The organism is Virgibacillus chiguensis (assembly GCF_900129865.1).
In the GTDB taxonomy this organism is placed as follows: Bacteria; Bacillota; Bacilli; order Bacillales; family Amphibacillaceae; genus Virgibacillus; species Virgibacillus chiguensis.
Genome location: NZ_FQXD01000008.1, coordinates 15507 through 39741, shown reverse-complemented (window position 1 = coordinate 39741; position 24235 = coordinate 15507). Strand labels below are relative to the sequence as shown.

Here is a 24235-nt window from a genome sequence, read left to right as displayed (position 1 = left end):
ATAAAAATAAGTGTGAAAAAAGTAAATCCATGGCTATTCTTTACGACTATTCTAATGAATTTTTGTTAAATTGCTATTCAAGCTAAATGAATTTTGATAAGCTAATAGTGGTAAAAGCTTATTAGAAGGAGAAATGATTGATGGCAAAGACGATAATTTTTGGACATAAAAACCCAGATACAGATGCAATTTGTTCTGCAATCGGATATGCGAATTTAAAACAGCAATTAGGAATGGATGTGGAGTCTGCTAGATTAGGTGCAGTTAGTAAAGAAACGCAATATGCACTTGATTATTTTGCAGCAAAAGCACCTGCGCTAATAGAGGAAGTAGAGCCAGGAACGAATGTAATTCTCGTTGACCATAATGAATTTCAACAAAGTGTAGCGAATATTAAAGATGCTCGTATTACGGAAGTGGTTGACCACCATCGAATTTCCAATTTCGAAACAAGTGAACCGTTATATTTCCGTGCTGAGCCTGTTGGATGTACAGCTACTATTTTAAATAAGATGTATAAAGAAAATGCGGTTGCTGTTCCAAAGCAAATTGCTGGTTTATTACTATCAGCTATTATTTCTGATTCTTTACTGTTGAAATCTCCAACGTGTACACAAGAAGATATCGATGCGGCTTATGAATTAGCAAAAATTGCTGAAGTAGATGTGCATACGTATGGTCTTGATATGCTAAAAGCAGGTGCAGATTTAGGAGATAAGTCTATTTCCGAATTAATAACCATGGATGCAAAAGAATTTTCTATGGGTGGTGCAAAAGTAGAAATTGCCCAAGTAAATGCTGTTGATACAGAACAAATCTATGCAATGCAAGCAGAAATTGAAGCGGAAATTTCCAATATCATTAAAGAAAAAAATCTTGATTTATTTTTATTCGTTGTTACGGATATCTTGAACAATGATTCAGAAGTACTTGCTGTTGGTAGTGGGAAAGCGAAAGTAGAAAATGCATTTAAGGTTGACCTTGACAAGCGTAGCCGTGCGTTGTTAAAAGGAGTTGTCTCACGTAAAAAGCAAATCGTAACAGCATTAACAAATGCCTATGAGAAATAAATAAGAATGCATAAGGGAAAAGGAATATACGCAAATAGACTAAATAAAAAAAGATATTATGCTCCACATGGGCATATATCTTTTTTATTTAGAAAAGCTTCTTATAAAGTGTATGTTAGTTAGGATGATGCATATGAAGGGGAACATCTGAATGCAAAAAAATTCTATTTTTTGCGTTCATGTCAATAAATAATTTTAGGGAGAATTTGTATGAAAATAAGAACAGAAAGATTGTTGATACGTAATTTTGAATGGGGTGATTGGCAAGAAGTGTACCACTATACGTCCCAAAGCTCTGTTATGAAATATATGCCGGAAGGATTGCTATCAAAAGAGGAAACACAGAATTGTATGAAACAGAACATGGGTAAATCAGCCAAAAAATTCCCAGTAATATTAGTTAATACAAACACTTTAATCGGCCACGTTAAATTTTTCGAATATTTCGGCAACCACACTTATGAGATAGGGTGGGTATTTAATCCCAAATATCATAATAAAGGTTACGCATCAGAGGCTGCATTTGCAATGCTAAAATATGGATTTGAAGAGCTACAGTTACATAGGGTGGTAGCCACTTGCCAGCCAGAGAATGTTCCTTCATATCGTGTCATGGAAAAGATTGGTATGAGGAGAGAAGGCTACTTTAAAAAATGCATTCCTCATGAAGACGAATGGTGGGATGAATATGCGTATGCTATTCTGAGAGAAGAATGGGAAAGGTAGCTCAGCTTCTTATTATCCTAGATAAATTTTTATGCGTATTTATCAGGAATAAACTGGGCGCTTCCTACAAATGCTAATTGTAACGAAAAGAGGAGGGATTTCCATGGGAGGTAAACCAAAAGGTCCAAAACAGCAATCACACCCTGACTTACCTGAAAGCCCCAGGCAACCTTATGGAGAACCGTTAGCTGGCTCTAAAAAGGTGAAAAAGGCAAATCATTCAAGTCAGAAGCATAATCCACATCATGGGTTATAAAGTGAAAAATTGAATCAGTGGGAGGTTTTTTCATCCCACTGATTGTTAAAGCTTTTATTTGCTTCATCATTAAAATAACGATCGGAGAGTTTCTTCTTATGTGACTGAAACACATCTTCTAGCGGGATATTATACTTATTTGCAATCACGATTAAATTACCCAACACATCCCCTAATTCTTCAGTTAACGCTTGTTTATTTTTCTCATAAGTTTCCTTCATTTCATCAGGTCTATCCCTTCCTATCTCAAGGGCTCTTACAGCACGTGCAACTTCACCCGTTTCCTCTGCTAAAAAACCGATACGAATAAAAATGTCTAATTCGGACCAGCCCCTACTTTCATAATATTCCTTTACCCATTGTTGAAATTCAATAACATTCATTCTCCTCTAACCTCCAATTTTACTACTAACAGTTTAACAAAAAATGAAAGTATTATATAATTTTATTTAGCGATGAATGGGGAGAGGTATAAAGGGAAAAAGTTAGCCGTATAGGTTTTTTATGGAACACCTTACTCCATTAAAAACCTATTTAATGAATATTGGAAAATGCAAAAAAGCAGTAAAAATAGCCCCTTAAGTTATTTTACTAAAGCACTTAGTAAATAATAAATTGCTCTGCTCTTTTACATTTTACGCTGCCATTTGTCCATTTTTGTTATTATTAATTCTTGTAACTCATTTTCATTTTCAGCGACTTTATAGAATAAGGCTAAAGTTACAAGAATGACATCTACACATTCTTCTTTTACTTCATGAATACCTAATTGTTTATATTCACTTCCATTTGCTTTTAAGTAAGATAATATTGCTTGTGATGTTTCTCCAACCTCTTCTGTTAATTTTAGTACCATTTGCTCCAATGTTTTTGGTTCTTTTTCACTTAGTAGCTTGATCTGCCTCAATAATTGCTCCATAGACGTATAATACCTCCAACTTTTATAATGGTTATATTCTCAAGTTATCATTTATGATATATATGGGGCCAGTTTTTGATGAATAATGACAATAAACAACTATTGCTTTTTATAGGATTCCCCCTACTCTAGATGAACTAATTCTTTTTATGCAATATCTATTATATAGTAAAAAAAATTTGTTTGATTTCTTTTTGGATATAGACTCTTTTGAGCGTATAAGGTATGTAAAGTAAATTCCCTTTAGATTTTGAGTCATAGTATTTGCATCTATGATACGCCTGTAAAACATAATACAGTAATATGGCATGTTTTGCGGAATAAGCTATCTCCATGTAAAAACATGTCATTACCAATAATCAGTCTTTTTGTAATGTCCTCCATTGCCCAGCAGTCCTATGATTTTATGGGGCTAGCAGCTACCAAAAGTATTACCAAAAATCCACTAGTAAAAGAAATTGTTTGCTAGGGTCTACATGACAGTTGTTCTTTCTTAACAGTTATACTTTTTAATTACTTTTTGCTATGATTAAACGTATAAATTGGCAGGAGAGGGTGCTTCGTTATGTGGAAAGATTTTAAAGAATTTGCGTTTAAAGGAAATGTGGTTGATTTAGCTGTAGCCGTTGTAATTGGAGCAGCATTTAGCGCCATTGTAACTTCCTTAGTAGAAAATATGATTACACCAATTATCGGCATTATTATGAATGGCATCGATTTTAGCAATTTATCAATCACCTATAAAAGTGCGACTATTAATTATGGGTTGTTCATCCAATCCATTGTTGATTTCTTTATTGTTGCAGGTTCTATATTTCTATTTATTCGGTTATTAATGAAATTTAAACGTAAAAGAGAAGAAGATCCTGTAGAGGAAGTACTAGAAGTGAACGCCCAAGAAGAATTATTAAAGGAAATAAGGGATTTATTGAAAGCGCAGAGAAACAACCAGAAATAGATATTGGAGGAGATTATTTGGAGATTAAAGCCTATCATCCTAAGTATGAAAAAGGGTGGTTACAATGTAGGGTATTGGCTTTTCTATCAACAGCTTACTATGATAATGTCTTACAAGAAAAAGAAAACTATAAGCACCCGTCTATTGAATTGGTGGCTATCCATCAAAGTAAAGTAGTTGGGCTGATCGATGTAGAATATGAGACGGAAAAGAATCAGGTATGTACAGGTGAACGGGGGCTTGGAGGCATGATTTGGCATCTTGCTGTACACCCTGATTATCAGCGGCTTCAAATTGGACAGCATTTATTACACCGAGTCGAAAACCTTGCCATTGAAAAAGGTTTGACCTATTTGGAAGCATGGACAAGAGACGATAACTGGGTTGTAGACTGGTATAAGAAAAATGATTTCCGCCCCGTTTATGCTTATTTGCATGTTTTTATGGAAGGTAAAAGTGAAATGCAACATGTAAAAAGTGAGATTAAAGCGCTTCGTCCTGTTCAAACTTGGGCTCATTACAATGGGGAGAACGAGGAATCTATTCGGCAAACATTTGAGCGAGTGCATACATGCACCGGTTTGGAAAAGAGGTTAGATGATGCTAAACGTTTATGAAAGGCTTCTAACTGGCGATAAACAGCAAAAGCAAGCGTATGAAGTAATCATGCATTTAAATGTATTGCATGATTTAAAAGCATATAATCCGATTTTATGCGGTACATTTCCGTTAGGGATTCACACTTCTAAGTCAGATTTAGATATCATTTTACATTCTAAAGATTTGCGGTGTTTGGAACAGAAGATCAAGCGGTTATATTCGCACCATGAATCATTTACATCAAAACGTAAAAATATTCGCGAACGGGAAGTGTTGAAAGTGAACTTTATTTATCAATCATTCTCTTTTGAACTTTTTGCGCAAAATCAGCCAGTCAATGAGCAATACGCCTACTTGCACATGATTATTGAAGAAAAAATATTGTTAAAGTATCCTGAATGGAAACAGAAAGTGATTCACTTCAAACAATCAGGGGTGAATACAGAGGCAGCTTTTTGTAAACTACTAGGGCTAGAAGGGGACCCCTTTGAAGCGTTAATTCAATATGGGAAACAAAATCATATTATAGCATAAAATAGGGGATTTTTATTTATATTTTGCTCGACTCACTATATGACGCTATAGGGAAATATATATTATGGTTTACAGTAATTAGCTTTGGTTTTTACTACATTTATGTTGTTGATGTAAATGAAAACAAACAGGACTAGTCTTTTTTTACAACATATTTTAGCTTTTTAGGTGATTGACTTATACAAAAGGGTGATACTTGCCATAGGTTATTAGTGAACCTATAACAGGAAAGGAGAATTTTTCATGTGGAATCATCATGGGAAGTGTTGTCCCCCAAAGCAGGTCGTTCATCCAACAAAATATGATTGTGTAAAACAATGTAGTGAAAATGTTGTAGAGCATATTCACCCTTCGCATACGACGGTGCAAAATCATCATACGACAATTAATAAGCATGTATTTCCTCATTCTACTTCTGTACAAAATACAAATAGCTGTGTAGATGTATATGGTGGATCTTTTAATGTACCATCTCAAGTAGGAGGAGCAATGGCACCAGGAATGGGAAATGGTCAAGTAGGAGGAGCAATGGCACCAGGAATGGGACCAGGAATGGGTCACGGCTGTCATAAGCCAAAACATTGCCAACCACCACATAAATGGTGTTAACTTAGAATGAGGGCTGGCATAGTATATGTCAGCTCTTTATTATCCCAAGCAGAAGTGTGTTATGTTATTGTTAGTACCTTCACTAATTTGATGTCATCGTATAAGGCTATTCTTTAGTGGAATAAAGACCCAATGAGTAGGAGCGTATAAAATGAAAATTTTAACCGTAACAGGATATAAACCAATGGAAATCAATATATTTAAAGAGGATGATGAACGGATTACATATGTAAAGACCGCAATAAAAAAGCGATTAATACCGATGATCGAGGAGGGCTTGGAATGGGTAATCCTATCTGGGCAAATGGGTGTGGAAATGTGGACTGCAGAGGTGATATTGGATTTGCAAGATAATTATGATGTTCAATTAGGAATATTTCCACCGTTTGAAAATCAGGACAGTCGCTGGCCGGAGCCATTGCAAGAGAAGTACCAATCCATCGTTGCAGCAGCTAATTTTTATAAACCCTTATATCAAGGCGATTATCGAGGAGCCTATCAGTTTAAAGCAAAAAACTTATGGCTAGCGGATAAAAGCGATGCCTGCTTATTACTTATGGATCAGGAGTATCCAGGAAGTATACGCTTCTTTTATGAAATAGCTAAACAATCTTTACCAGATCATTTCATTTATACGATTACACCGGCGGATTTAGACGATGTTGTTGAAGAAATTAGGATGGCTAATCCTGATTACTGGATGTAACTGTAAATTCGCTGAAGTTCATAAGGAAATCGCTTGAATTTATATGGAAGTCGCTGGAGTTCACAAGAAAATTGTTTGAAGTTCACCACTTTTTCGCTGAAGTTCACAATCTAAGCGTAATAAATTTAAACTTCTTGCAGGTTTTTGAAGTATGTTATCGAATCTGTTATTTTAGTAGTAACTTAAATAAAAGGAGTGATCGATTGATAATAAAGCCATTGCAAGCTCCACATTATCTTTTACAAATGGAAGCATTAGCACGAAGAATTTCGCCTCATCACATATTAAAAGAGAGCATTACAAGTAAAGCGAAACGATTGCGAGCAGGTTATATAGGCGAAGCATCCCTTGAATATTATCTCCAATTTTTACCCTACCATAATTTCTTCATCTTCTATAATATTCGCTTGAAAGATGAACACGGCTATTTTCAAATAGACATTCTCGTTGCCTCTACGAAGTTTCTCTTCATTTTAGAAGTGAAAAATATTAAAGATCATGTAATTTTTGATGACATGGGACAAGCTATTCGCTTTGTAAATGAAAAAGAAGAAGCTTTTACTCATCCAATATACCAAATAAATTTACAACACACGAGATTGCTTCGATGGTTGCGACAATACAACCTTCCGCCAGTCCCACTTGAAAAATTAGTCATTTATACTCACCCCAAGACCATTCTTAAAAATCTCACAAACGATCCGACGATTTCAAAACATATTATTCAAAAAGAAAAGCTACTTGAAAAGGTGGAGCTATTTCAAGAAACATATACGCAATCTTGCTTATCTGAAGAAGAACTGCTTCGTTTATCCTCTCTCCTAATTTCTTCCCATACAACAAAAGAGGTTGCTGTTATGCAGAAGTATGCGCTGACAAAGAATGAGCTTCTTCGAGGTGTATTTTGCTTTAACTGTAAGAAAAGCAAAATGTACTTTCATTATGGGACGTGGCGGTGCAGTAGCTGTCATCAACAGTCAAAAACAGCTCATCGACATGCGCTTTCTGATTATGCTTTATTGATAGAACCGTATATAACGAATCGCCAAGCTCGAGAGTATTTAGAAGTACCATCTTCCCATATGATGAAACGATTACTTATGAAAGAAAAAATGGGCGCTGTTGGAAATACTAGTGGCAGAAAATATAAGGTAGAAGTTTTACGATTCTAAGAGAGAGCAGGATACAAATTCTGTAAATTCGCTGAAGTTCACAAGGAAATCGCTTGAATTTATATGAAAGTCGCTGGAGTTCACAAGAAAATTGTTTGAAGTTCACCACTTTTTCGCTGGAGTTCACAATTAGTAAAAAGAATCCGTTTAAACTTCCTTGCTCTCTTTTTCATCTTTACGTTATTGTCCGCATAACCTTTAATGATTGCTATAAAGCATCATGAAAGGAGTGACCGTTCACATGTATCCCAACTATTATCAAATGCCTACAAGAACTGAGTCCGTCTCAAATAGGACAATGAAAGTGTATGGAACAGGAAAAGTAATGGTGGAGCCAAATATTGCTTCGGTTCAATTAGGAGTCGTTACTGAAGATCCTTCCCTTACGAAAGCGCAACAGGAAAATGCGCGCATCATGAATCAAGTAATTCAATCTTTAAATGAATTAGGTGTACCTCCACAAGCAATAAAAACCTCTTCCTTTACTATCCGACCTATTTTTGACTATAAAGATGGAAAGCCTGTAAATCAACGGTATCAGGTTATGAACACGCTTCAAGTTATGCTTACAGATTTTGAAGCAATAGGAGCTATTATTGATAGGACTGTCCTAGAAGGAGTAAACCGCGTATTTGATATTCAATTTTCAACTGATCAGCAAGCAGCCGCTTATGATCAGGCTTTGCAAAGTGCTTTAGAGGATGGAACTCGCAAAGCCAGCACCATTGCTCAAAATTTCCATGTAGTTCTAGATACCATTCCGCTTATGATTATAGAACAAACCTCACCATCTCCAGTAGCTTATAAAGCCTTTTCTGCTTCTGCTGAAAGTACTACGACCCCGATTCAAGCCGGTCAAATAGAAGTAGAAGCAAATGTGGAATTGTTATATCGGTATGCATTTGTCCAATAAAAAAAGCTTTTATTCTCAAATATTTTCCCTGTTTTTCGCTTTTGTGAAGCAGGTTATTTATGGAATATGTCGAATACTATAATAAAATAAAAAGTGAAAAGAGGGATGTGGATGGATAAAGAATCGAAAAAAGAGTATGAAGTGAATGAGCGAATTCAATATACTGATCCCATTAGTGAAATGGTTAAACGGGCAGAAAGGGAAGGACAATTTGAAAATTTACCAGGAAAAGGAAAACCACTAAAATTAAAGGGTGACAATTTTAGTCAAGAACAGCAGTTATATAAAACAATGAAGGATAATCACGTCTTACCAAGATGGATCGAATTAGCTAATGAAATTGACGTGTTAAAAGAAGAACTAGCTATTTTGCATGTAGAAGAAAGGAAGGCCAAAATAAAACTTACGAATAAAAAAATTAAACAATACAATCGCTTGTGCCCGCCTTCTTTACAGCGAAACAAAATACATGAATAAAGCAATTTTTGAAATCAAGCAAGAAATGATCACAAGTCTAAAAGATGGAACAGCTTTTTGAATGGCACGGAAGAGGCGTAAGCCGGGTTCTGCAACGAACGTTTGGGGGCCTAAGCAGTATGAGAGGAGAGCTTCGACTTCACTGTGAAGTATGGTTCACGCACATATAAAAACAATAGGCTAAAAACGATTTGCCTAATTTATACATACGAGGAGACTGAGCATGAATTTGAGCATACGCAAGATGGAAGAAGCAGATATTGAATCCGTTCAACAAGTAGCAGTAACAAGCTGGCACGCCACGTATGAAGGAATTATACCTAAAGGTACTCGAGATACATTTTTAGTTGGTGCTTATAGTGAAGATATGTTGCTTAGACGGTTAAAAGGATCGCATTTTTTCGTTGCTGTAGTAGACGCAAAGGTGATTGGATTTGCAAATTTTTCTCCTGTTACAGATAAAGGAACAATGGAATTAGCTGCTATTTATATATTGCCAGAATATCAAGGGTTGGGAGCAGGAACAGCACTATTAGAAGCAGGAAAACAAATAAATCGCAATGCGGCAATTTATATTCAGGTTGAGAAAGAAAATAAGCAAGGCACGCGTTTTTATGAACATAAAGGCTTTAAAAAAGTAGAAGAATTCACGGAAGATTTTGCTGGGCAACAATTGCAAACAGTTCGCATGGTGCTTTCATAAAGAAGCAAATGATAGTTGTAAATACTTATACAGTATGATTACCATTCAGTCCCCATCGTTTGTACTTGTCCCTTCAGGTTTATAAAAATAAAGCCGAGATCCTTTGCACCTTTTTATGACGACGTATAAAAATGGTAGAAAGGAAACGATTAAAATGAAAATTTATCGTTTTTCAACCGCGTATGCAAAGCAAGTTACAGCACATGAATCAAAAAATCTAAGCATTAGACCGTTATTAAAACTTGATAAAGCGTCCATCCAAATGAGTTGTCTATATCTAGAAGCTGGCGGTGTTGTTGGTGAGCATGCGGCTTCAACAGATCAGCTTCTTTTTGTAATTGAAGGAAGTGGGGAAGTAAAAGGAGCTGAAGGATACTTTCTACCTGTTCAAAAAGGAGAAGCTGTATATTGGGAACAGAATGAACGGCATGTAACGCAATCAGAACATGGGTTAACGGCTATTGTCGTTGAAGCGGCTATACTGAATCTATCTCATGATATATGCGCTGAAATGATAGAAAGAAACGAAGACTATTAAAAGGAGGTAAGAAGTTGCAGACACGTCAAGCAAATATAGATGATGCCGCATCTATAGCTAAAGTTCATATAGATAGCTGGAAAACAACGTACAGCGGAATCGTGCCAGATGAATTTTTACAAACTTTAACGTATGAGCCAAAAAAATGGCGCGAGCAAATAGTAAATCAACCAATCCATATAGCTGAAGATAAGGACGGCTATATGGTTGGTTTTGCTACAGGTGGCAAAGAAAGGACAGGAAAATATGCTGGATATGATGGTGAACTTTATGCTATTTATCTTTTAGAAGACTACCAAAGAAAAGGAATAGGGAACATGTTGTTTCAAAAGGTTGTGGAACAGCTCTATAAGGACGGTGTAAATACAATGATTGTCAAGGTATTAGCGGATAATCCAGCGAAACATTTCTATGAAGCTATGGATGGAAGCTTGCTCCAGCGCACAAAGCTGCATGTTGGAGGTCATGAATTACCAACGCTTGTATATGGTTGGAAAGATATAAGTATTTTTACACAATAAGAGTATAAAATTGAAAGTTTTATAGAATAAGTAAAGCTACAACTTACACCATAAGCCACGTTTTCTAAAAGAATACACCTTTTAGGAGCATGAGTCTTGAGACCCCACAGCGAAAAATTTTTGTGAGCGAAGAGGCTCAAGTAGCCCTGAGGAAAGCGTCCGCTGCAGTGGAAAGTAACGGGTGCAAGAGCAGATACAATTTTTATGAATGAATCAGATTAAGAAGGCGAAAAAGTAATGCCTAAACATACTATGCTAGGAGGTATGAAATGCAAAATAATCTTTCCATTCGGCCATTAAACAAGGAGCATCAAGCACTGCTAAGGAGTTGGTTGTGTGACCCTTCTGTTTTACAATTTTATGGAGGGAGGGATAAATCCTATACAATGGAAATGATAGAGGATAAATTCTATACAAATAATGCATTAATATCCCGCTGTATTATATATTGTAATGAAATTCCAATTGGTTATTTGCAGTATTATCCAATTAATAGTTGTACAAGTAATTTGATGCCCCTTGTAGGTTCAAGCGCTTACGGTATGGATCAATTCATTGGTGAAGGTAATTATCGAAATAGAGGAATTGGAACGGAGCTTATAAAAAAAGTGACGGCATTTCTCATTGAAGCGTACGGTGCGTCCAAGGTTGTCCTTGACCCACATGTAGAGAACGTTAGGGCGGTAGCCTGTTATGAAAAAGCAGGATTTCAACGTGTGAAAAAATTATTGCATTATGCGTTTCATGAAGGGAAATATCATGACTGTTGGCTATTGACGTATGACACTGATAAAAAAGTGCATCGTTCATAGTGTGGTGATATTTATTTCAAATTGCTTGTAAACTCTTCAAAATTAGAAAGTTAGATAAGTCCTATAATTGGGATAAACGACATTTAAAAGAGGAGGGAATTGATTTGCAGAGTACAAAAGTATTAGAGCACTTTCAAATAGCTGTTGATAAAGAGCCCAAAAGTATTTACCCTTTTTCTCCCGTTTACCATGTCCCATATAAAGGAAAAGAGGTTATTGTGAAGAAAACGCAAAAACCACTCGAACGTGCTGAAGCATTAGCGAAATACACACGATTTTTACGAGCAAATGGCGTTCCTATTGTTACACCGATAAAAATGGACACAAATAACCCGCAAGAACTGGAAGATGCGTGTTACGTTGTGTACCCATTTATCCATGGGAAATCGTATACAGCGACACATACACAAATATATGCATCGGGTTGTTTATTAGGGCATATTCATGCGTTATCACCAAAAGGAGAATTATTTCAAATTCCAGAATATGCTGTGTATGATTTCACGAATGAAGAAGTAGAGGAAAGCGTACGAACGATTACAACTCATGCTAAACGGAACCGTGTTACTTTTCCTATTACTCAGTTAGAAGAAAAATTACTTTCCTGTGTAACCAAACAATCTTGTTTGAAGGAACTTCTCTTGCCCCATGTTTTAACACCGCATGATTATAAAGCGAATAATCTAGTCTTTACACCTGAACCTTATTTGATTGATCCCGACAATGCTGCAAAAGTTCCGCGTGTTTTTAATTTAGCTTTAGCATTATTATTATTTCATAATGAATTATCATCTGCACCTGATTACGTATTTACCGTAGAACAATGGAAGACGTTTTTATCTGGCTATTATCAGTTTGTACAAGTAACAGAAGTAGAAAAAAGAGTGTGGAAAATGGCTTTAGAGCATGTGTTTTTAGACGAAGTAATGTGGCTGATGGCGGAAGTTCTTGAAGACTGGGAAAAGCCATCGCAACGTCAGCTCTTTTTAAGTGTTGTTCATTTGCTTTTACATAGCCAACCATATGAAATTTGAGAAGGACAAGAGTAACTTTTTCGTGAAAAATGTTAAGCCAATCGTTTTCTGCATACTACTCACCATGATGAGCATGTTGCTAACAACCTGCACGGAGGATTTTGTGTAAAAGTAAGTAAATGACTATTCTAGAAGAGCGTGTAAATAGGAAGCTAACCATTGAAGGAAGAGAATAAGATTACTTCTTAGCAAAAGCCAAGAGAAAGTTACCACATGCAAGCCAAGCGACAACGATTGTGGCAACTCTCTGTATTTGCTTAGTTTGAAAGTTCGTTAATGCACTCTAGAACAAGTGTTACTGCTTGGCTCATAGATGCTCCACCACCAAATGCTGCTGTAACAGCTGCCGCTTCTAAAATTTCCTGCTTTGTACAACCTTGGTCCAAGCATCCTTTTGTGTGATAAATAATACAATACTCATCTTGTGCATGTAAGCTGATACCTAGACCTATTAACTGCTTTGCTTTAGCAGAAAGCTCTCCTTCTTGAAAGCAAGCTTCTGTAAAATCATGATACTTTTTCGTAAATGCAGGCATTTGTTTTGAAAAGATGTCTACACCCTTTTTGTACGCTAATAACGTCTGTTCAATCGAATTTCGATGAGGTTCCATATATTACTACTCCTTTTTCGCTATAGATGTATAAAATTTTGGTATATCGTATAAGAAAAACTACAGCTTTTGCTATGAGATTTGGCGACAGTTTTTCTAATAGTTATATGTTATTAGTATGACCAATTAAACAGCGAATATTTGCGAGAATTTGTTTGGTTGTAGTTAAAAAAGGGAATGCATTTTTAATGTATAACAACAAAATTTCATTTAATTGTAATTTGCGATAAAATAAAGTATAAATGGGAGGGTTTATGATGAAGAAATTAATCCGAAAATTAATTAAATATGGACCAGTCATATATCCAATAGTGAAGAAATACCTTCATAAACGAAAATCGAATAAAACCTATTATGGTGAATAATACTATGCACTTCTTCCTGCTAAATATAAGACAAGTTATTCTGTCAAATGGTGACTTGCTCTTTAAAATTATTGTGCTTTAAGTCCAAAAGACCACAATCACTCCATATACATAGGAACGGAGGGGAAAGATGATGAAGGGAATAAATCACGTTTTATTTTCTGTTTCCGACTTAGAAAGGTCGGTTGTATTTTATGAACAAGTCTTCGGGGCAAAGCTGTTAGTTAAAGGGAGGAGCACTGCATATTTTGATTTGGATGGGCTGTGGCTTGCGTTAAACGAAGAAAAAGATATTCCGCGGCAAGAAATCCATCAATCTTATACACATCTTGCGTTTTCCATTGATGAAGCAGAGTTTGACAGAGCATATGATTTATTGTGTAGGTTAAATGTGAATATTTTGCAAGGAAGAGAAAGAGATGTGAGGGATAAAAAATCCATCTATTTTACAGATCCTGATGGGCATAAGTTCGAATTTCACACAGGCACTTTAGCAGATCGGTTAGCTTATTATAAAAAGGATAAACAGTATATGAATTTTTTTGAATAATTTTTTTAAAACGAGACGGAATTAGTGAAAAGCCAAGTTATTTTGTACATCACTAATTGAATGCTCCTTAAATAGGTTATTCGCATGTAGTTATAAAACTTCCAAAATATGATTTGAAACTTGCTTTGAAGTCTCCATTAAAGAACAGTTCACCCGACTACAGTTCCAGTTGTTCAATTTGGTTTTGCAACGATTGGATATTTTCAATCGTACGATAAAGCTCTGTATCTTTGAGTTGTTCAACTGTTACCTCCCCTTGATTCATTAAATCGTTCGTTGTATCTAATAATTGTTCACTTCTACTTTTTAATTCTTCGTGTATGTCTTCAGCAATGGTAGGCGGGTCGATATCAATAAAGTCAGTTATTGTAGTTTGTAGATTTTCCAGTTCTGTTCTTAGTTCATCTGCTTCTAAAGTAGAAGCTTCTTCTAGAAAAAGGTTTAAATCATTAACGTAGGCAGTTGCTTCCTCTGCATAATTTAAAGAATTCGTCGTTTCCTCTAATAGGGCACAACCACTCAACCATAACAAGGATAGACTTAACAAACCGAGCGTTACTTTTTTCATAGTTATTCCAACCTTTCTTTAATTCGCTATAAGAAAGCATTAAATCTTTAGGATTAATAGCAAGTTTTTCTAATCCATATCACACAATTCCGGGAATTATTTCTGAAGTAAATGGGAGACATTTACAATAAGTTGAATTTTAAACAATTAAAAGTATTTATTGTATATTCTATTCTAATTACCGTTGAAAATAATTTCGCTTTCCTTAGCGAGTGTGGAAGTATTTGCTGCTCCTTACCCTCTATTACTAGGTACGAATAATACATCCAGAAGGTTTCAAGTAATTGGTATAATTGTAGCTGACTAATTTGGCAAAACTACATATTTGAGAGCACTAAAACAAAGGATGGTTCGTATGCAAAAAAGAAAATGTGTATCGATATGTGTGATTTTGCTTTTGCTTTTAACAAGTGAACAAGCAATAGCAGCTTCTCTTCATGAACCTTTAACAAAATCCAGTTCAATGGATAATAAAGAACGACAGCGTTATAATGAAATGTTATTGATGTATACGGCGAAGGAAATGGGCATTCAAGTAGAAGGGAAATCTAAGACAACATTACAAAAAGAAGTAGAGCAGTCAATGATAGAACAAGCTAGGAAAAAATATGCCATTCAGCCAGAAGGAAGAAGTAAAAGAGAGCTACTAGAAGCGATTCATTATACGCAGGTGGTTCAAAAAGCAAAACAGCTTGGTTTAAAAACAACTGGAAAATCGACAGAACAATTAATGACAGAAGTATTTGATAAACAATTAAGGAAGAAAGCCAACCAATTGGGGGTTGTATGTGAAGGTAAAACGACAGAACAATTAAAACAAGCATTAATCCAATTTGAGGTAGAGGTAGAAGCAAAGCGATTAGGAATAAAGCAACGTGAAAAAGGCATAGATCAGCTAATTAAAGAAGTACATGAAGCTAAATTATACCATACTGCAGAACAATTAGGGTTACTTACAATGCATAAAACTCCTGTTGATTTAATGGAAGAAATTATTGTTAACCATGCAACAGAAGCAAAAAAATTACAGTTATACCCATTTCAAAATGGGGAACTTCATAGCTACCTTCACTTTAAATTTGAACTAGAGAATCGCTTTATAATATTTACAAACAAGTAGAAATTTTTTGTGAATGAGATGAGATTGAGTAAGTATATGTCGTATGCATTGCCCTTTAAAGGTATGCTTTCCATATTTTTTTGTACTATAGGAAAGTATAACGTTTTAAGGTTTATAGTATAAGAAAAACTACAACTTTCTCTATAAGACTTGGCGACAAGCTAAGTTTTTCTAATGGATTTTGTATAGGCTAAGTAATTCAGATCCAACTATTTATGGTTACTGATGTCTTGTCAATGAATGCTACTGTAAATATAACTTTGCGCTACTAGTATCACTCCTGTAATTTTGGATTTTATACTTTTAAACCATAAAACGTATTGGTTTGTATCATTTTTAACCTATGGTATGATGTTAGTTATGTCACATAGTAAGTAAATGTTGATTGTGGTTAAGTTTTCCCTAATAAAAGTGCGCTTGTTTCAAAGAATTGAAAGGTATGTGTTGGATAAATAGAAGTGTGAGGTAATAACTTCTAGGATGCTTTATTTCTTAAGCTTCCTTTAGATCATACCTTTGCACCCATAGGAAAACATAGGACAAACAACAGCGTGGTTATCTTACACTAAAGGAAAGTTAGGGTTTAACGGGGAAAACGACCATGTTTTTCGTCATAATGACTTGAGAATAGCCAAGTTTTTTAAAGAATGAGGATAAATTAAATTTTTTAAGCTACTAACAAGCGGTTGGATGAAAAGCCCCTCACTGCTTGAGGGTTCACTTTATTGTATAAAGAATTTTTTCTTGCTGAATAGACACACAAGTATTTCACGTGCTCCATTATTCAGGAGCGAGCAAAAGAACTCGTGCCTATGAAAAATAATTTTTTATGCATGAAGAAAGGGGAGGTATGGTGACTTTAGAAAATACAACAACAAATAATCCAAGAGAAGTAAATAAAGTACCACTGCTTATTGTTTTAATTTCAGGTGCATTTGTTGCCATTTTAAATCAAACTTTATTAGCAACTGCTTTGCCAAAGATTATGCAAGATTTACAGTTAGACGCCAATACTGTTCAGTGGTTACAGTCTATATTTATGTTAGTAAATGGCATTATGATTCCAATTACGGCATTTTTAATTGAACGATTTACGACAAGAGGACTCTTCCTAACAGCACTAAGTATATTTGCGGTAGGTACGCTTATATGTGCAATCGCGCCTAACTTTTCTGTGTTAATGGTTGGGAGAATCGGTCAAGCAGCGGCAGCAGGCATTATGATGCCATTAATGCAAACGATACTATTCCTGATCTATCCAATTGAAAAAAGAGGTACAGCGATGGGGATGTTCGGTATGGTGATTGCTTTTGCGCCAGCTATAGGGCCGACATTGTCTGGATGGCTAGTAGAGCACTTTCCGTGGAGAAGTGTATTCTATGTCGTATTGCCAATTATTATTATCGACATCGTTGTTGCCTATTTCATCTTAAAAAATATTACGAAACAAACATTTCCAAAAGTAGATGTGATATCGATTATCTTGTCTACATTGGGCTTTGGTGGTTTATTATATGGATTTAGTGTGGCAGGTAATAGCGGTTGGGGAAGCGCACAGGTAATTATATCGTTAGTTGTTGGTGCCATTACATTAACCATGTTTATTTTAAGGCAGATGAAATTGGAACAACCTATCTTAGAATTTCGCGTATTTCGTAATGCTGTTTTTTCTTTAACAACAGCGTTAGGAATGGTTACTTTTATGGCAATGATTGGCGCAGCAGTTATCATTCCTATTCTTGCACAAAATATGCTTGGGTTTACCGCCTTGGAATCTGGTTTAATGATTTTGCCTGGTGCCATTGTTATGGGAGTAATGAACCCAATTACTGGAAGATTATTTGATCGATTCGGTGCCCGTTGGTTAGCCATTATTGGTCTGTCTATTGTCACGATAACGACATTTATGTTTACAAATATATCTATTAATACGTCATTTGGCTATATTGCAACAGTAAATGCAGTTCGTATGCTTGGAATAGCCATGGTCATGATGCCTGTTACAACGGCAGGATTAAACCAGTTACCATTCCATCTTATACCGCATGGAACGGCTATGAATAACACGATGCGCCAAGTTGCCGGAGCTGTTGGAACAGCTTTGCTAGTAACAGTGATGACAAATGCTGCATTACCAGATCAAGGTATTCAAGGAATGATTCATGGAGTAAATATTTCATTTATTGTAGCTGGAGTGTTTGCGTTTATAGCACTTGTCTTATCTCTATTTATCAAAACGGAATCAAACAAAGGGTCGGTTAAACTTAGTAGATAAAGAGAGTTTTAGATGATACTTTTTCGTCTAGAAGCAATCAAATAAATAAAATAGTTGACATTCTTCGCTTTTGTATCCATAATATTATAAAAACAAGTTGAACGGTAAAAAAGGATTAGTATGTGGGTGATTCAGTGCCAGAGATGGGGAGTTAGAAGCTGGGAGCTTTCCACGCTTGAAGCCACAGAACCTGCCTTTTGAGTCCCATGAAAAATGGGCGCTATATTCGGCGTTATCGAAGCAAGCGGGATGTTATTCTAACATCTAACATAGGTGGTACCGCGGAAGAAGCTCTTTCGTCCTTGATTTAGAGGGATGAATAGGGCTTTTTTCACTATAGGTTAAAATTTCTAAGGTTTATGATAAGTAAAACAACGGTGTTAAGATCATGTTATATATCCATGTGATAGATACATATAAAATATAAAAGATATGGGAATAGGAGCATGTAAAGTGAGGAAACAGAGAGTTGTCGTAAAAATAGGAAGTAGTTCGTTAACAAATGCACATGGTGAAATGGATGAGGCAAAGTTAACGGAACATGTGGCAGCGATTGCCAAGCTTCGCGAATTAAACCATGACGTTATTTTAGTTTCATCAGGTGCAGTGGCCGCAGGTTTTCCGCAAATTGGCTATGCATCAAGGCCTGTAACCTTAAAAGGAAAGCAAGCTGCAGCAGCTGCAGGACAAGGGTTGTTAATCCAATCATATATGGAAAAATTTTCAGAATATGATTTGCGAGCTGCACAATTATTATTGACGAGAGACGATTTTAAAGATCGAGAACGATATAAAAATGCGTTTAATACGTTAATGGAACTATTAGAACGGCGAGTTATTCCGATTATTAATGAAAATGATACGGTATCCATCAAAGAACTTACATTTGGAGATAATGACATGTTATCAGCTTTAGTTAGCGGTATTGTTCATGCAGACCAGCTCATTATGCTGACCGATATTAACGGCATCTATGATGGAAATCCGCGTCAAAATCCAGCAGCTAGAAAATATGACTATCTTGCCCAAATTACAGAAGAAATGGTTGACCAGACAGATCAACATGGGTCGTCAGTAGGTACTGGAGGAATGAAATCGAAGTTGGAAGCTGCAAAGATGGCTTTATCATTAGGCGTTAATGTGTTTATCGGAACTGGAAACGGCGCTGAAAAATTATCGCATATCATGGAAGGAAGTGGAGATGGCACTTATATCTCTAATCCTGCTAAAGGTTCGATTACGACCAATAAGCAATGGATTGCACTTCATTCAGAGCCAGTAGGTCAAATTTACGTGGATAATGGTGCAGAAGAAGCCATTCTTTATCAAGGAGCAAGTTTATTAGCTGCAGGGGTCCGAAGAGTGCAAGGGCAGTTTAAGGAGGGTGACGTTGTAGAAGTATATGGAGAAAATGGATTAATTGGCAAAGGAGAGGCAAGTTGTTCCGCAGATGTAATTATGAAAGAATTGCAACTAAGGAGCGTGGACAAAGATTGCTTATCATCTAGAGTTATTCATCGAGACCGTTGGGTGAGATTAACATAATTTTAAATGAAACAGGGAGGAATGACGATGACAGAAGTACAAGAGAAAGGAAAGTTGGCAAAAGTTGCAAGCTACCAGTTGAATGGTATCACAACAAAGGAAAAGAACGAAGCGTTGGAATACATTGCAAAGCAGTTGGTAGAAGACAAGGAGAAGATTCTAAAAGAGAATCAGAAGGATTTACAGGTCGGAGAAAAAAATGGCATCTCAACATCGATTTTAGATAGAATTATGTTGGATGAGACGAGAATTGAAGCCATGCATGACGCTATATATCAACTCATTACATTAGATGATCCAATTGGAGAAGTTTTGGAGCGTCTTGAAAAAGATAATGGTCTTCGTATGGAAAGAAAACGCGTTCCCATCGGCGTAATAGGTATGATTTATGAAGCGCGACCAAATGTAACGATTGATGCGGCCACATTAGCTTTAAAAACAGGAAATGCGGTTATTTTAAGGGGAAGCTCATCTGCTGCGTTTTCCAATCGAGCTATCGTTGCATCGATTCACCAAGCTTTGGCTAAATCAAAGCTTCCAGTCGATGCGGTTCAACTCATTACGGATACAAGTAGAGAGACCGCACAACAATTATTTACGTTAAATGAATACTTAGATGTATTGATCCCTCGAGGAGGGAAAAACCTCATTCAAAAAGTTTTACAATCTTCAACAGTACCAGTAATTGAAACTGGAGCTGGTAACTGTCATATGTTTATTGATGCTTCTGCTGAGCAAGAGCTAGCTTTTAAGCTGGTTTTAAATGCAAAATTACAGCGTCCGTCTGTATGTAATGCAATCGAATCATTGCTCGTTCATCAGGAATGGTTTAAGGAACATGGAAAATCTTTACTAGAAAAACTGGATAAAAAACAGGTGAAAATTTACGGGGACGAATATGTTTGTAAGGCTTTTTCAAAAGCGAAATTAGCGACAGAAGAAGATTGGTATACAGAATATCTTGATTTAGCAATTAGTGTTAAATTAGTTTCTACATGTGAGGAAGCGGTCAATCATATTAATAAGTATGGCACACGGCATTCAGAGGGGATTATTACGCAGAACAATGAACATGCTGCTTATTTCCAGCAGCACGTCGATGCCGCCGCTGTTTACCACAATGCTTCTACAAGATTTACAGACGGTTTTGAATTTGGGTATGGAGCGGAAATTGGCATTAGTACCCAAAAATTACATGCTAGAGGACCTATGGGATTACCTGCACTTACTTCAAGTAAGTTTTATATCTATGGAGACGGTCAGATTAGGGAATAATAGGAGTGGGAAAAGGTGTGGTATGCGCTTAAAAGTTGCACGCCTTTTTCCAAAATAAAAGATGTGTGTTGGAGTCAATAAGGGAGAAAAACAGCCCTACATGTTTTATTTCGTGGGCTAGGAAAATATAAAATGAATGCTCGTGTATAACAAGAAAATTGAATGGTCATGTCTAGAAGGTGGAAGAGATAATAGGATAAAAAACGAAATTTTTAGTGTTAAAATAGACTAGGATGAAAAACTTTTACGAATTGAAAACTCACTTTATTAAAATATTGGAGGCGTTAACATGGTTCATATAGAAGATTTCCAAAAAATAGATATGCGTATTGGAACAGTGAGCAACGCAGAACCATTTCCAGAAGCAAAGATACCAGCAATTAAACTATATATTGATTTCGGGGAGCTAGGCATAAAACAAGCATCTGCTCAGATTACAAAACGATACGAACCAGAAGATTTAGTAGGGAGGCAAGTAACAGCAGTTGTTAATTTTCCGCCTATGCGAATCGCAGGCTTCAAGTCTGAAGTGCTCGTATTAGGTGGAGTGCCAGAAAAAGAGGACGTTGTTTTATTAGCACCTGATGTTGTGGTGGCAAATGGGACAAAGATATCGTAATGATAAGTAAGTGCTTGCATGTTGAAAAAATGGTGTATGCGAGTAAACAGTAAAATGTTTAAAAGCGATATTCTACATAAATGAGTCTGAATTGCCCTACTTATTTGTCTAGTATAAACAATGTGAAGGATATTGCCATGTGAACTTAGCTAAAAGCCGAGTTCTTAAGCATAAAACGTATAAAGAATATAGCATAGCAACGATTGGGTTTTTCCGTTACAAAGTGTGGTGATAGTTTTAGTTTTCTAAAATAAAGTAAAAACATATTGAACTATTTGATAATTAGGCATATAATATTCCGAAAGAAAGGTGGGGTTTCATTGGATAAAGATTTGCGAATTAAAAGTCATGTTTTTAGTGATGGTGTTATGCGGGCGCCGAACCGAGCAATGCTTAGAGCAGTTGGTGTATCAGATGAGGATTTTAACAAGCCGATGATAGGTGTGGCGAGTACGTGGAGTGAAGTAACCCCGTGTAATATACATATTGATGAGCTAGCTCGTCAAGCAAAAGACGGGGCGCGAGAAGCGGGGGGTGTTCCATTAATTTTTAATACGATCACAGTGTCTGATGGAATATCAATGGGAACGCAAGGAATGCGCTATTCCTTGCCTAGTAGAGATCTAATTGCAGATTCCATTGAAACAGTAGTAGGCGCGGAGAATTTAGATGGGTTAGTAGCTATTGGTGGATGCGACAAAAATATTCCCGGATGTATGATTGCGATCGCTAATGCGGAAGTACCTGCTGTTTTTGTATATGGTGGAACGATTGCACCTGGCTCTTTAAAGGGGAAAGATATAGATTTAGTGTCGGTTTTCGAGGGTGTTGGAAAGCATAATAATGGTTCCATTGACGATGAAGAGTTACGCCAAATTGAATGTCACGCATGCCCTGGAGCAGGTTCATGTGGTGGTATGTATACGGCAAATACGATGGCTTCAGCAATAGAAGCGCTAGGCATGAGTCTTCCAGGAAGTTCTTCTAATCCTGCCGAATCAAAAGAAAAAGCAAATGATTGTAATAAAGCTGGTAAAGCAGTTTATCACTTATTAGAAAAAGGCATTTATCCAAAAGATATTATGACGAAAGAAGCTTTTGAAAATGCCATTACGGTTGTAATGGCATTAGGTGGCTCAACCAATGCAATATTACATTTGTTAGCTATTGCACACGCTATAGAAGTGAATTTAACCATCGAGGATTTTAATCGCATGCAAGTAAAGACGCCTCATTTAGCTGATTTAAAACCAAGTGGTAAGTATGTTATGCAAGATTTACATCGGGTGGGCGGTGTACAAGCTGTAATGAAGTTCCTTCATGAAAATGGGTATCTTCATGGCGATTGCTTAACGGTAACTGGTAAAACAATTGCAGAAAATTTGCAAGAAGCGCCGTCCTTACAAGAAGGGCAAGAAGTGATAATGCCCTTTCATAATCCGAAACGTAAAGATGGACCACTCATTGTGTTAAAAGGTAACCTTGCCCCAAATGGCGCTGTAGCAAAAGTATCTGGTGTAAAGGTAAGTCGACATGTAGGACCTGCGCGAGTTTTTAATACAGAAAAAGAAGCAACTGAAGCGGTAATGGATAATAAGATTAAAGAAGGAGATGTACTTGTCATACGCTACGTTGGGCCAAAAGGAGGCCCGGGTATGCCGGAAATGCTGTCTATTTCAGCTATTTTAGTTGGAAAAGGGCTAGGTGAAAAAGTAGCTCTATTAACCGATGGTAGATTTTCTGGTGGGACACATGGGCTAGTCGTCGGGCATATCGCACCAGAAGCGCAGGTTGGTGGTGCAATTGCTTTCTTACAAGAAGGGGATATGGTGACGATTGATTCTACGCAAAAAGAGATATCCTTTGCAATATCAGATCAAGAATTAGCGGAAAGACAGAAACATTGGACTGCGCCTCCGTTATATAAAAAAGGTGTGTTAGGTAAATATGCTCATAACGTATCCTGTTCTTCGTTAGGAGCTATTACGGATTATTTAAATAAATAGTCTAGTGAGATACCGATATATTTGTTCATGAAATACTTTTTCAAATTCATAACTAGCGCAATATATGCTAAAAATATATTGCGCTTTGTTATTTTTATTTTAAACCTATAATAATAAAGTTTTGACTGATATATCGCTTTGTAAAGAAAATGTAATAAAAAAGGCAAAATGAAGTCCGGCAATGCTGTAAGCGTATACAGTTTAACGTAAAAAATATTAATATCAAAAAACTTTAAAAAAGCTGTTGACGACTGATTGAAAACAGTATATTATTAACGGCAATATCAAAAAAACAAATAAATGGAAACAATGATTATTTACAAAAGAATATGTATTTAATGCGATGAAGGGAAAAAAGAGTATGACTACTGTATTCACAGAGATTCGGGGACGCTGGAAGCCCGAAAATACAATATACTCTGACATCATCTCTGAGTGCTGGACTGAACAGGCAACCTAATAGGCCAGCCAGGTGCAATTTGTATGTACCTGTTATCCAAAAGAGTTTAGGTTATGTTTCTAATATCGTAACCGATGATACTCGTCGAGTTAGTATTCGTGAGGATACTAAAAAGCTGGGTGGTACCGTGAAGAGCAGACGCTTTTCTCCCCAATTACTGTAATTAAGCTTGCAGTCTTATGGGGGAGGAGGGCGTTTTTTATTTGTTGTACAATAGGAAACCATCTAAGCTAACACGAATGCTTTCGCCCAATAGACTTTGGTAATAAGTTAATTTTCTCTAAGATTGGTGG

At 36.3% G+C, this 24235-nt stretch carries 29 protein-coding genes; 25 read left to right on the top strand and 4 right to left on the bottom strand.

Annotated features, from left to right (window positions below):
- Positions 1-140 precede the first annotated feature (140 nt).
- The 3 genes from BUB45_RS10485 (at position 141) to BUB45_RS10475 (ending at position 2052) form a co-directional block, all read left to right on the top strand.
- The gene (locus BUB45_RS10485; protein ID WP_073008593.1) at positions 141-1070 is read left to right on the top strand and encodes a manganese-dependent inorganic pyrophosphatase; all 930 of its coding nucleotides are present in this window, start codon (positions 141-143) and stop codon (positions 1068-1070) included.
- Positions 1071-1280: 210 nt separating this feature from the next.
- Entirely contained in the window at positions 1281-1796 is a 516-nt protein-coding gene (locus tag BUB45_RS10480) for a GNAT family N-acetyltransferase (RefSeq protein WP_073008590.1), read from the top strand.
- A gap of 103 nt (positions 1797-1899) precedes the next feature.
- A complete protein-coding gene (locus BUB45_RS10475) occupies positions 1900-2052 on the top strand; it encodes a small acid-soluble spore protein P (protein WP_073008587.1) in 153 nt (50 codons plus the stop codon).
- 14 nt (positions 2053-2066) lie between these two features.
- Here the strand turns inward: BUB45_RS10475 and BUB45_RS10470 are convergent, their stop codons facing one another.
- Both BUB45_RS10470 and BUB45_RS10465 read right to left on the bottom strand, forming a co-directional pair.
- Complete coding sequence (locus tag BUB45_RS10470; RefSeq protein ID WP_073008582.1) at positions 2067-2435, bottom strand: MazG nucleotide pyrophosphohydrolase domain-containing protein; 369 nt, start codon at positions 2433-2435, stop codon at positions 2067-2069.
- 245 nt (positions 2436-2680) lie between these two features.
- Positions 2681-2971, bottom strand: coding sequence for a MazG-like family protein (locus BUB45_RS10465; RefSeq protein ID WP_073008580.1), 291 nt, complete (start codon positions 2969-2971; stop codon positions 2681-2683).
- A 343-nt stretch (positions 2972-3314) separates the two neighbouring features.
- Here BUB45_RS10465 and BUB45_RS20620 point away from each other — a divergent pair, with 343 nt between their 5' ends.
- The 14 genes from BUB45_RS20620 (at position 3315) to BUB45_RS10400 (ending at position 12548) form a co-directional block, all read left to right on the top strand.
- Positions 3315-3440 carry a hypothetical protein gene (locus tag BUB45_RS20620; protein WP_280157418.1) on the top strand — a complete coding sequence of 42 codons (126 nt, stop codon included), beginning with the start codon at positions 3315-3317 and terminating at the stop codon, positions 3438-3440.
- Positions 3441-3536: 96 nt separating this feature from the next.
- Positions 3537-3929 carry a large conductance mechanosensitive channel protein MscL gene (gene mscL / locus BUB45_RS10460; protein ID WP_073008577.1) on the top strand — a complete coding sequence of 131 codons (393 nt, stop codon included), beginning with the start codon at positions 3537-3539 and terminating at the stop codon, positions 3927-3929.
- A 17-nt stretch (positions 3930-3946) separates the two neighbouring features.
- Positions 3947-4546 carry a GNAT family N-acetyltransferase gene (locus BUB45_RS10455; RefSeq protein WP_073008574.1) on the top strand — a complete coding sequence of 200 codons (600 nt, stop codon included), beginning with the start codon at positions 3947-3949 and terminating at the stop codon, positions 4544-4546.
- A complete protein-coding gene (locus tag BUB45_RS10450; RefSeq protein WP_073008571.1) occupies positions 4530-5063 on the top strand; it encodes a DUF4269 domain-containing protein in 534 nt (177 codons plus the stop codon). The genes BUB45_RS10455 and BUB45_RS10450 overlap by 17 nt, the downstream gene beginning before the upstream one ends.
- A gap of 243 nt (positions 5064-5306) precedes the next feature.
- On the top strand, positions 5307-5672 hold the full coding sequence (locus BUB45_RS10445; RefSeq protein ID WP_073008569.1) for a CotD family spore coat protein: 366 nt from the start codon (positions 5307-5309) through the stop codon (positions 5670-5672).
- Positions 5673-5823: 151 nt separating this feature from the next.
- The gene (locus tag BUB45_RS10440; protein ID WP_073008566.1) at positions 5824-6378 is read left to right on the top strand and encodes an SLOG family protein; all 555 of its coding nucleotides are present in this window, start codon (positions 5824-5826) and stop codon (positions 6376-6378) included.
- Positions 6379-6581: 203 nt separating this feature from the next.
- On the top strand, positions 6582-7550 hold the full coding sequence (locus tag BUB45_RS10435) for a nuclease-related domain-containing protein (protein ID WP_073008563.1): 969 nt from the start codon (positions 6582-6584) through the stop codon (positions 7548-7550).
- A 262-nt stretch (positions 7551-7812) separates the two neighbouring features.
- Positions 7813-8463 carry an SIMPL domain-containing protein gene (locus BUB45_RS10430; RefSeq protein WP_073008970.1) on the top strand — a complete coding sequence of 217 codons (651 nt, stop codon included), beginning with the start codon at positions 7813-7815 and terminating at the stop codon, positions 8461-8463.
- Between the two features lie 111 nt (positions 8464-8574).
- Complete coding sequence (locus BUB45_RS10425) at positions 8575-8940, top strand: DnaJ family domain-containing protein (protein WP_073008561.1); 366 nt, start codon at positions 8575-8577, stop codon at positions 8938-8940.
- A gap of 223 nt (positions 8941-9163) precedes the next feature.
- Entirely contained in the window at positions 9164-9643 is a 480-nt protein-coding gene (locus BUB45_RS10420) for a GNAT family N-acetyltransferase (RefSeq protein WP_073008559.1), read from the top strand.
- A 115-nt stretch (positions 9644-9758) separates the two neighbouring features.
- Positions 9759-10181 carry a cupin domain-containing protein gene (locus tag BUB45_RS10415; RefSeq protein ID WP_139300139.1) on the top strand — a complete coding sequence of 141 codons (423 nt, stop codon included), beginning with the start codon at positions 9759-9761 and terminating at the stop codon, positions 10179-10181.
- A 14-nt stretch (positions 10182-10195) separates the two neighbouring features.
- The gene (locus BUB45_RS10410) at positions 10196-10702 is read left to right on the top strand and encodes a GNAT family N-acetyltransferase (RefSeq protein WP_073008553.1); all 507 of its coding nucleotides are present in this window, start codon (positions 10196-10198) and stop codon (positions 10700-10702) included.
- 269 nt (positions 10703-10971) lie between these two features.
- On the top strand, positions 10972-11514 hold the full coding sequence (locus BUB45_RS10405; protein ID WP_073008550.1) for a GNAT family N-acetyltransferase: 543 nt from the start codon (positions 10972-10974) through the stop codon (positions 11512-11514).
- A 104-nt stretch (positions 11515-11618) separates the two neighbouring features.
- Complete coding sequence (locus tag BUB45_RS10400; RefSeq protein ID WP_073008547.1) at positions 11619-12548, top strand: phosphotransferase; 930 nt, start codon at positions 11619-11621, stop codon at positions 12546-12548.
- A gap of 257 nt (positions 12549-12805) precedes the next feature.
- On the opposite strand, the gene BUB45_RS10395 is transcribed toward BUB45_RS10400, so the two are convergent.
- On the bottom strand, positions 12806-13159 hold the full coding sequence (locus tag BUB45_RS10395; RefSeq protein WP_073008544.1) for a carboxymuconolactone decarboxylase family protein: 354 nt from the start codon (positions 13157-13159) through the stop codon (positions 12806-12808).
- A 495-nt stretch (positions 13160-13654) separates the two neighbouring features.
- Here BUB45_RS10395 and fosB point away from each other — a divergent pair, with 495 nt between their 5' ends.
- Positions 13655-14074: a metallothiol transferase FosB gene (gene fosB, locus BUB45_RS10390; protein WP_073008541.1), complete on the top strand. Its 420-nt coding sequence runs from the start codon at positions 13655-13657 to the stop codon at positions 14072-14074.
- 157 nt (positions 14075-14231) lie between these two features.
- On the opposite strand, the gene BUB45_RS10385 is transcribed toward fosB, so the two are convergent.
- Positions 14232-14642 (bottom strand): DUF6376 family protein, encoded by a 411-nt coding sequence (locus BUB45_RS10385; protein ID WP_073008538.1) that lies wholly within the window; start codon positions 14640-14642, stop codon positions 14232-14234.
- Positions 14643-14826: 184 nt separating this feature from the next.
- Here BUB45_RS10385 and BUB45_RS20615 point away from each other — a divergent pair, with 184 nt between their 5' ends.
- The 7 genes from BUB45_RS20615 to ilvD all read left to right on the top strand — a co-directional run bounded on the left by BUB45_RS20615 (position 14827) and on the right by ilvD (position 23482).
- Positions 14827-14949: a hypothetical protein gene (locus BUB45_RS20615; RefSeq protein WP_280157417.1), complete on the top strand. Its 123-nt coding sequence runs from the start codon at positions 14827-14829 to the stop codon at positions 14947-14949.
- Positions 14950-14997: 48 nt separating this feature from the next.
- Positions 14998-15762, top strand: a complete 765-nt coding sequence (locus tag BUB45_RS10380) for a hypothetical protein (protein WP_073008536.1) — start codon at positions 14998-15000, stop codon at positions 15760-15762.
- Between the two features lie 850 nt (positions 15763-16612).
- Positions 16613-18037, top strand: coding sequence for a DHA2 family efflux MFS transporter permease subunit (locus BUB45_RS10375; protein WP_073008533.1), 1425 nt, complete (start codon positions 16613-16615; stop codon positions 18035-18037).
- Between the two features lie 453 nt (positions 18038-18490).
- On the top strand, positions 18491-19582 hold the full coding sequence (proB, locus tag BUB45_RS10370) for a glutamate 5-kinase (protein ID WP_073008530.1): 1092 nt from the start codon (positions 18491-18493) through the stop codon (positions 19580-19582).
- Positions 19583-19609: 27 nt separating this feature from the next.
- A complete protein-coding gene (locus BUB45_RS10365; protein WP_170861744.1) occupies positions 19610-20857 on the top strand; it encodes a glutamate-5-semialdehyde dehydrogenase in 1248 nt (415 codons plus the stop codon).
- A 289-nt stretch (positions 20858-21146) separates the two neighbouring features.
- Positions 21147-21476, top strand: coding sequence for a chaperone CsaA (csaA, locus tag BUB45_RS10360; RefSeq protein WP_073008524.1), 330 nt, complete (start codon positions 21147-21149; stop codon positions 21474-21476).
- Positions 21477-21796: 320 nt separating this feature from the next.
- The gene (ilvD, locus tag BUB45_RS10355; protein WP_073008521.1) at positions 21797-23482 is read left to right on the top strand and encodes a dihydroxy-acid dehydratase; all 1686 of its coding nucleotides are present in this window, start codon (positions 21797-21799) and stop codon (positions 23480-23482) included.
- Positions 23483-24235 lie beyond the last annotated feature (753 nt).